Origin of the sequence: Siccirubricoccus soli (assembly GCF_024178315.1) — a bacterium.
Lineage (GTDB): Bacteria > Pseudomonadota > Alphaproteobacteria > Acetobacterales > Acetobacteraceae > Siccirubricoccus > Siccirubricoccus soli.
The window spans coordinates 1-6,968 of the sequence record NZ_JAMZIK010000078.1; the positions used below are offsets into that span (position 1 = coordinate 1).

6 protein-coding genes and 1 pseudogene are annotated in these 6,968 nt (G+C 67.9%); 6 read left to right on the forward strand and 1 reads right to left on the reverse strand.

The genetic code is table 11. The features are described 5' to 3' along the window. Positions 1 to 175, forward strand: a pseudogene (locus tag NJ376_RS13060) (transposase); the annotation flags it as partial. An 11-nt stretch (positions 176 to 186) separates the two neighbouring features. Here NJ376_RS13060 and NJ376_RS13065 read toward each other — a convergent pair. Beyond that, positions 187 to 1,326 (reverse strand): hypothetical protein, encoded by a 1,140-nt coding sequence (locus NJ376_RS13065; RefSeq protein WP_252953709.1) that lies wholly within the window; start codon positions 1,324 to 1,326, stop codon positions 187 to 189. Positions 1,327 to 1,573: 247 nt separating this feature from the next. Between NJ376_RS13065 and NJ376_RS13070 the strand changes: the two genes are divergently transcribed. The 5 genes from NJ376_RS13070 (at position 1,574) to NJ376_RS13090 (ending at position 6,902) form a co-directional block, all read left to right on the forward strand. Then, complete coding sequence (locus tag NJ376_RS13070) at positions 1,574 to 1,849, forward strand: PAAR domain-containing protein (RefSeq protein WP_370288236.1); 276 nt, start codon at positions 1,574 to 1,576, stop codon at positions 1,847 to 1,849. A gap of 7 nt (positions 1,850 to 1,856) precedes the next feature. After that, positions 1,857 to 2,924: a methyltransferase domain-containing protein gene (locus NJ376_RS13075; RefSeq protein ID WP_252953710.1), complete on the forward strand. Its 1,068-nt coding sequence runs from the start codon at positions 1,857 to 1,859 to the stop codon at positions 2,922 to 2,924. 185 nt (positions 2,925 to 3,109) lie between these two features. Beyond that, a complete protein-coding gene (locus NJ376_RS13080; RefSeq protein ID WP_252953711.1) occupies positions 3,110 to 4,165 on the forward strand; it encodes an ABC transporter ATP-binding protein in 1,056 nt (351 codons plus the stop codon). After that, positions 4,162 to 5,169, forward strand: a complete 1,008-nt coding sequence (locus tag NJ376_RS13085) for an ABC transporter ATP-binding protein (RefSeq protein ID WP_252953712.1) — start codon at positions 4,162 to 4,164, stop codon at positions 5,167 to 5,169. Before NJ376_RS13080 ends, NJ376_RS13085 begins: the two co-directional genes overlap by 4 nt. Positions 5,170 to 5,330: 161 nt before the next feature. Next, positions 5,331 to 6,902 (forward strand): fatty acyl-CoA synthetase, encoded by a 1,572-nt coding sequence (locus NJ376_RS13090; protein WP_252953713.1) that lies wholly within the window; start codon positions 5,331 to 5,333, stop codon positions 6,900 to 6,902. Positions 6,903 to 6,968: the final 66 nt, after the last annotated feature.

Sequence of the window (6,968 nt, forward strand, 5' to 3'; positions counted from 1 at the left end):
ACGAGGACAGCCGCAGGCTCGGACGACACCGCTGGAAGGTGGAGCGGACCCTGGCCTGGATGCCCGCTTCCGGCGTCTCACCATCCGCTACGAACGACGCGAGGACAGCCACCTCGCCTTCACCACTCTCGCCGCCGCCCTCATCCGCCTGAAGCAGATCAGGCAATTACGTTAGGGGCTCTTAGCCTAAAAGTTGGGCAGGGTGAGGGAAGGGTTGGGCTGCCCGGGAATGGCAGGCGGCTTGACGGCAGGTGAGCCTCCTCCCAGCATTCCGCTCTGCACCAGTATCGGCCCCATGTCCTGCAGGAGCGCCAGCGCGTTGAGGCCAGGGATGGCATCCTGAATCGGCAGCTTGTCGGGGATCTTCCAATCGACCTTGGCGATCTCGGACAGATCCGTATTCATCATTTGCTCCACCGTTTCCGGGGTCGGAAGCGCGGGCGGCATATTGGCCAGGTTGGCCACCTGCTGCGGCCCCATACAGTAAGGGATGGGCGGGACGTTCAGCCGCAGGATGGCCGCGATATGGGCGCGAAACGCTGGCATGTTCACCGCGATGTCGGCAATCCGCCAAATGGCGTTGATGCGGGCCAGGAGATAGAGGTTCGGCAGCAGCGAAGGCATCACGGCCAGCACGGGCAGCCGTACCGAGAGCAGCATGCGGAGCTGCGCCGAAAAATGCGGAATGGCGCCGGGCGCCGTCAGATTGACGCCCATCATCTCCGCAATCGACAGCAGCATGCGGACATTCAGCAGATAGCGCAGGATGCCCATGAGGTTCGGGACCATATAAGGCGGCGGCAGCGGGGCGCCGAAGCCCGGCAGGGCCTTCGGCAGATTCTCCTGGATTCGCAGGCTGGCGTCGAACTGGGAGGGGACGATGTTGAGGCGTGCCCGCAGCAGGGCGCCGATATTCATCAGCATGTGCAGGCCGTTGAGCGGCCCCCAGGGCATGCGGGCGATCAGGGACAGCGCGCTGAGGTCGAGCTTTTCCATGAGCGCGGCCAGAAGCTGCATGGAATGCGGGATTGGGAAGCCGAGCCTCACGGCCACGAGGAACCGCAGATTGGCCAAGACCCCGAGCATCGGCACGCCGTTCAGCAGGGGAATGGGCGGCAGCACCATGGACATTAGTCGCCGCAACAGGTCAGGGGGCAGCGTGGGGTAGCACCCCGCTGGGACGCCCAGGGCTTGGCCGGACGGGATCATGCTGAGGCGCTGCTCGAGCGCCGCCAGATGCGGCGGGATCGGGGCCTGCAGGGTTGGCAGCTGTGTCGCGAGCTTGGCGATGTCGCTGATTGCCTGATGGTCGATACGGTAGTCCATCGCCCGGTCCGCCCGCCTTTCTGCCCTGCCGTTCCACAAGCATACTGTCGCGAGGCTGGGGCGTCAGTGCGCTGGCCTCCTTTCCGGAACGGAGGCGGTCAGACTAGACTACACTGCTGCGTGAGAAGGAGGGGTCCTAATGCCGCCAGCGGCGCGAGTCGGCGATATGGTGCTGCAGGATGGCCCGCACTGCCACGCCCCCATCCATCCCCCGGCGCCCGTCCCCACGCCCGTGCCGCACCCGCCGATGCCGCTCACCATCACGGTCGGCGTCCCGACCGTGCTTATCGGGGGCATGCCGGCGGCGACCGTCACCAGCATCACCCAGCCTTGCATGCTGGCGGCCTGCGTCCCCGGCGGGCCGGGCATGGTGGCCATGGGGTCGGCGACCGTGCTGATCGGCGGGCTGCCCGCGGCTCGAGTTGGGGACATGACGGCCCATGCCGCCTGCGTCGCCGTGATTCCGATGCCGACGGGGAAGATCCTACCGCCGGGCTGCCCGACAGTGATGATAGGCGGCTAAGCCAAGCATGCGTCGCCGCCATTTCGAGGCGTTCCATCCGCTCTGCCCGCATTGCCTGCGCAGCGGCGCGGGAGAGTGGCACCTAGTGCTGGCCCATGTGATGGCGGAGCAGGATGACGACATCCTCTCCGGTATCCTGCAATGTGCCAACCCCGGCTGCCTCCATGAATATCCCATCCTGGGCGGCATTCCGCTGATCGTGCCCGAGCTGCGCCGGACGCTCGGCGAGAGGGCGGTGGAACTGCTGCTGCGGGACGACCTCGACCCGCTGCTGGAAAGCCTGCTGGGCGATGCGGTTGGGCCGGATAGCTGGTTCGACAGCATTCGCCTGACGGCCTCGACCTATGGCTGGGACGGCTATGCCGATCTCGATCCAACGGAGGAGGTTGTGCCGCAAGGGCCCCAGCCTGGAGCCGTGCGGCGTTGCCTGGCACGCCTGCTGGAGCTTTCGCCGGGGGCGACGGGAGGGCTGGTAATTGATACCGGCTGCGGCGCCGGCCGGACGAGTTTTGACTTGGCCGAGCGACATCCCGACGCCCTCGTCCTCGGCTGTGACGTCAATCTCGGCATGCTTCGTCTGGCGCGGCGGGCCGGCGAAGGGCGGATGCGGTATCCGCGGCGCCGCATCGGGTTGGTCTATGACAGGCGCGAATTCGCGCTGTGCCTGCCGGGCGCCGAGCGGGTGGATTTCTGGGCCTGCGATGCGACCAGCCTGCCCTTTGCGCCGGGCCGAGCCGGCCTGGTCGCCGCATTGAACCTGTTCGACTGCGTGCCGGATCCGCGACAATTGCTCGCGGCCTTGGCAGCGCATCTGGCGCCTGGCGGTAGCCTGTTGCTTGCCACCCCGTATGACTGGGCCACCCGGGCGACGCCGGTGACGGCCTGGGTCGGCGGCCATTCCCAACGCGGTGGCACCGCGGGCGCCGCCGAGCCCCTGTTGCGCGCCCTGATCGCGGCACAGCCAGGCTTGACGATCCGGGGAGAGGATCCAGGCTTTCCCTGGCAGACCCGGCTGCATGACCGTTCCGCCGTGGCCTACCGCGCGCATCTGCTGGCGGCGGTGAAGCAGCCCTGATCGCTGCAAGTCGCCGATCGAGGCGCGGGCCAGCCCTGCCAGAACGCCAGTCCTTGGCCAAGGACCAAGGGTAGGGCGCATGGCGCGCCTCCGGGCAGCTGCTTGCCCAAGGAAGGGGCAAGGGGACCCGCCACGGCGAGTCCGGCCTTGCCAGCCGGTGGCACGGCGATTGCGATACCTCCTGCATGAGCGCAACCCTGCATTCCCCCCAAGATCGCGGTGGCCCAGCCCAGCCCCTGCTGCTCCTCAACGGCTTGAAGAAGCATTTCCCCATCCGTGGCGGCGTGTTCGGTGCGACGGTGGCGACAGTCCGTGCCGTGGATGGCGTTTCCTTCGCCGTCCGCAAGGGCGAGACGCTGGGCATCGTCGGCGAGAGCGGCTGCGGCAAGTCCACCACCGCTCGGTTGCTGATGCGTCTGATGGATCCGGACGCCGGCGAAATGGTGTTCGATGGCGAAGGCGTAGGGCAGGCCAGCCAGACAGGGGGCATCCCGCTGAAGGATTATCGGCGGCAGGTGCAAATGGTCTTCCAGGACAGCTATGCCTCGCTGAACCCCCGCCTGCCGATCGAGGACAGCATCGCCTTTGCCCCCAAGGTGCATGGCGTGCCGGGGCCGGAGGCGCGGCAGCGAGCGCGGGAATTGCTTGCCGCGGTCGGGCTTTCCCCGAGCCAATTCGCTCGGCGCTACCCGCATGAGCTTTCGGGCGGCCAGCGGCAGCGGGTGAACATCGCCCGGGCGCTGGCACTGCAGCCACGCCTGGTGCTGCTGGACGAGCCGGTCTCCGCCCTCGACAAATCGGTCGAGGCACAGGTTCTGAACCTGCTAATGGATCTGAAGGAAAAATTCGGCCTTACCTATGTCTTCATCAGCCACGATCTGAACGTGGTGCAGTACATCTCCGACCGTGTGCTGGTGATGTATTTGGGTCAGGTGGCGGAGCAGGGGCCGGTGGACGCCATTTACGAGCGGCCGGCGCATCCCTACACCCAGGCCCTGCTGGCGAGCCGGCCGAGCATGGATCCGACCAGACGACGCACTGAGCCGCCCCTGACGGGCGACCCGCCCAACCCCATCAACCCGCCTTCCGGGTGCCGTTTCCGCACCCGCTGCCCCTTCGCCGAGGCGGTCTGCGCGGAGCGGGCGCCGATCGCGGCCGATCTTGGCGGCGGGCATGAGGCAGCTTGCCATATGGCGGCGCCTGGCAGCGGGCACAGCAAGGCTGGGAGGCTGGCGGCATGAGCGAAGTTCTGGAGCGCCCGGTTGTGAGCAGCACCTCGGCATCGCCCCTCATCACCATGCGCGATGTGCATGTGCGCTTCGTGACGCGCGACCGCACCGTCCATGCGGTGAACGGGGTGGATCTCGACCTCGCCGCCGGCGAGGTGCTCTGCATCCTCGGTGAGAGCGGCTCCGGCAAATCCGTCACGATGCGTGCCCTGATGAAGCTGCTGCCGCGGACGGCCAAGGTCTCCGGCCGCATCGAGGTGGCCGGGCGCGACGTGACCGCGATGAGCGGGGGCGAATTGCAGGATTTCCGCGGCAGCGACGTGGCGATGATCTTCCAGGAGCCGATGACGGCGCTGGACCCGGTCTTCACCATCGGCCGACAGATTGCCGAGACGGTGCAGCGGCATGAGAGGCTATCCCGCGCCGCCGCCATGGCTCGGGCGTTGGAATTGCTGGAGCTGGTACAGATTCCCTCGGCCAAGCGCCGACTGGAAGCCTACCCGCATGAGCTCTCCGGCGGGCTGCGGCAGCGCGCCATGATCGCTGTCGCCCTGGCCTGCAAGCCGAAGCTGCTGCTGGCGGACGAGCCGACCACGGCGCTGGATGCCACGGTGCAGATCCAGGTGCTGCTGCTGCTGCGCAAGCTGCAGGAACAGCTCGGCATGGGCGTCGTCTTCGTCACTCACGACCTCGGAGTAGCAGGCGAGATCGCCGACCGGGTGGCGGTGATGTATGCCGGGCGGGTGGTGGAGGAGGGGCCGGTGGGCGCCCTGATGAAGGAGCCGTTGCATCCCTATCCGCGCGGTCTGCTGGGCGCGACGGTGCATGGCGGCATGCGCGGCCAGCGGCTGACCACCATCCCCGGCGCCCCGCCGAGCCTGGAGACCCTGCCGGTCGGTTGCCCCTTTGCCCCGCGCTGCACCGAGGCGGAGGAGGCTTGCATAGCCGGCGACATCGCGCCGCGGCACCCGGTGCCGGACCGCATGGCGCGCTGCCTGCACGTGGCGGCCAGGTAGCGCGGCTCCTCCGCAGGCACCAGCCGGGGCGCTTCGGGCCGAGCCGGCTGGCGGATCGGGGCCGTCGTCGGTGGGCCCTCCGGTGTTGCAGGCGGGCCGGATCCGTGTCGGCTTCCGGGCATCGGCTCTGCTACGCTCCTCCCAAGAACAGGGAGGAGTCCATGCAGGAAATCGGCGGCCGCGTGCGGCGCAACACCATCGGCGACGCGGTCCGGCGGGCCGGCGCCCGGTTCCGGGACCGCCCGGCGCTGCGCTTCGGGGAGCGCAACTGGTCCTTCGCTGCCCTGGACCAGGCAGCGGACCGTGTCGCCCGCTTCCTGCTGGCGGAGGGGCTGCAGCCGGGCGACCGCGTCTGCGCCTTCGGCCGTAACAGCGATGCTTATCTTCTGCTCTGGCTGGGTTGCGCCCGTGCCGGCCTCGTCCATGTGCCGGCGAATTTCGCCCTGACGGCGACGGAGCTTGACTACATCCTCCGGCAATCGGGGGCGTCGGCGCTCTTCACGCAGCCTGCCTTGGAGACGATCGCGGGTGCGGCGGGCGGCGAATTGCTGCGTGGCACGCTGGATGTGGGGCAGAGGGCGCGAGACATTCTCGCCATCGCCCTGGATGCAGGCTGGGATGTCGGCCCGCCGCCCGGAGAGCAGGTGAGCGAGGAGGACCTTGTCCAGCTTCAGTACACCTCCGGCACCACCGGCCTGCCGAAGGGTGCGATGATGACACACCGCGCCCTGCTTGCTGAATATGCGAGCTGCATCGTCGAGCTTGAGATGCTGCGCCACGACCGGTGCCTCGCAGCGCTGCCGCTCTATCACACGGCGCAGATGCACGCCTTCACCATGCCGGCACTGCTGAATGGCGGCTTCACCCTGCTCATCGAGGCGCCGCAGCCTGCTTTGGTACTGGAGCTGATCGAGCGCGAGCGCATCACGACCTTCTTCGCGCCGCCTACCGTCTGGATCAGCCTGCTACAGCATCCCGACTTCGCCAGGCGGGACCTTTCCAGCCTGCAGAAGGTGCAATACGGCGCCTCCATCATGCCGGTCCCGGTGCTGCAGGAACTGCGGCGCCGCCTTCCCGGCGCCCGGCCCTTCAACTGCTATGGCCAGAGCGAGATCGCCCCGCTCGCCACCGTGCTTCGGCCCGAAGAGCACGAGGCCCGCCCCGGCTCGGTTGGGCGCCCGGTGCTGAATGTGGAGACGCGGGTGGTGGATGCCGAGATGCGCGACGTGGCGCCGGGCGAGCGAGGCGAGGTGGTGCACCGCTCGCCGCAGCTTCTCCTCGGCTATTGGAACATGCCGGAGGAGACGGCGAAGGCCTTCGAGGGGGGCTGGTTCCACAGCGGCGATGTCGCAACCATCGATGTGGAGGGCTATCTCTCGATCGTCGATCGCACCAAGGACCTCATCAATACCGGCGGTGTGCTGGTGGCGAGCCGGGAGGTGGAGGAGGCGCTCTTCACCCATCCGGCAGTGGCGGAGGTGGCTGTCATCGCCGTGCCCGATCCGAAGTGGATTGAGGCAGTGGCGGCCGTCGTGGTGCTGCGGGCCGATGCGCCGGCGGAGGTGGAGGTGGCGTTGCTCGCCCATGCCAGGGAACGGCTTGCGCCCTACAAGGTCCCGAAGCGGATCATCATCGCCGAGTCGCTGCCCAAGAATACGGCCGGCAAGTTGCTGAAGCGGGAGCTGCGGCAGATCTATGCAGGCACTGCGAGCGGTGCGTTGGGGGCTGGCTGACGGGGTGGCTGGAAGCGCCTAGAGCATATCCGATCAGATGGAATCATCTGATCGGATTTCTTGCCC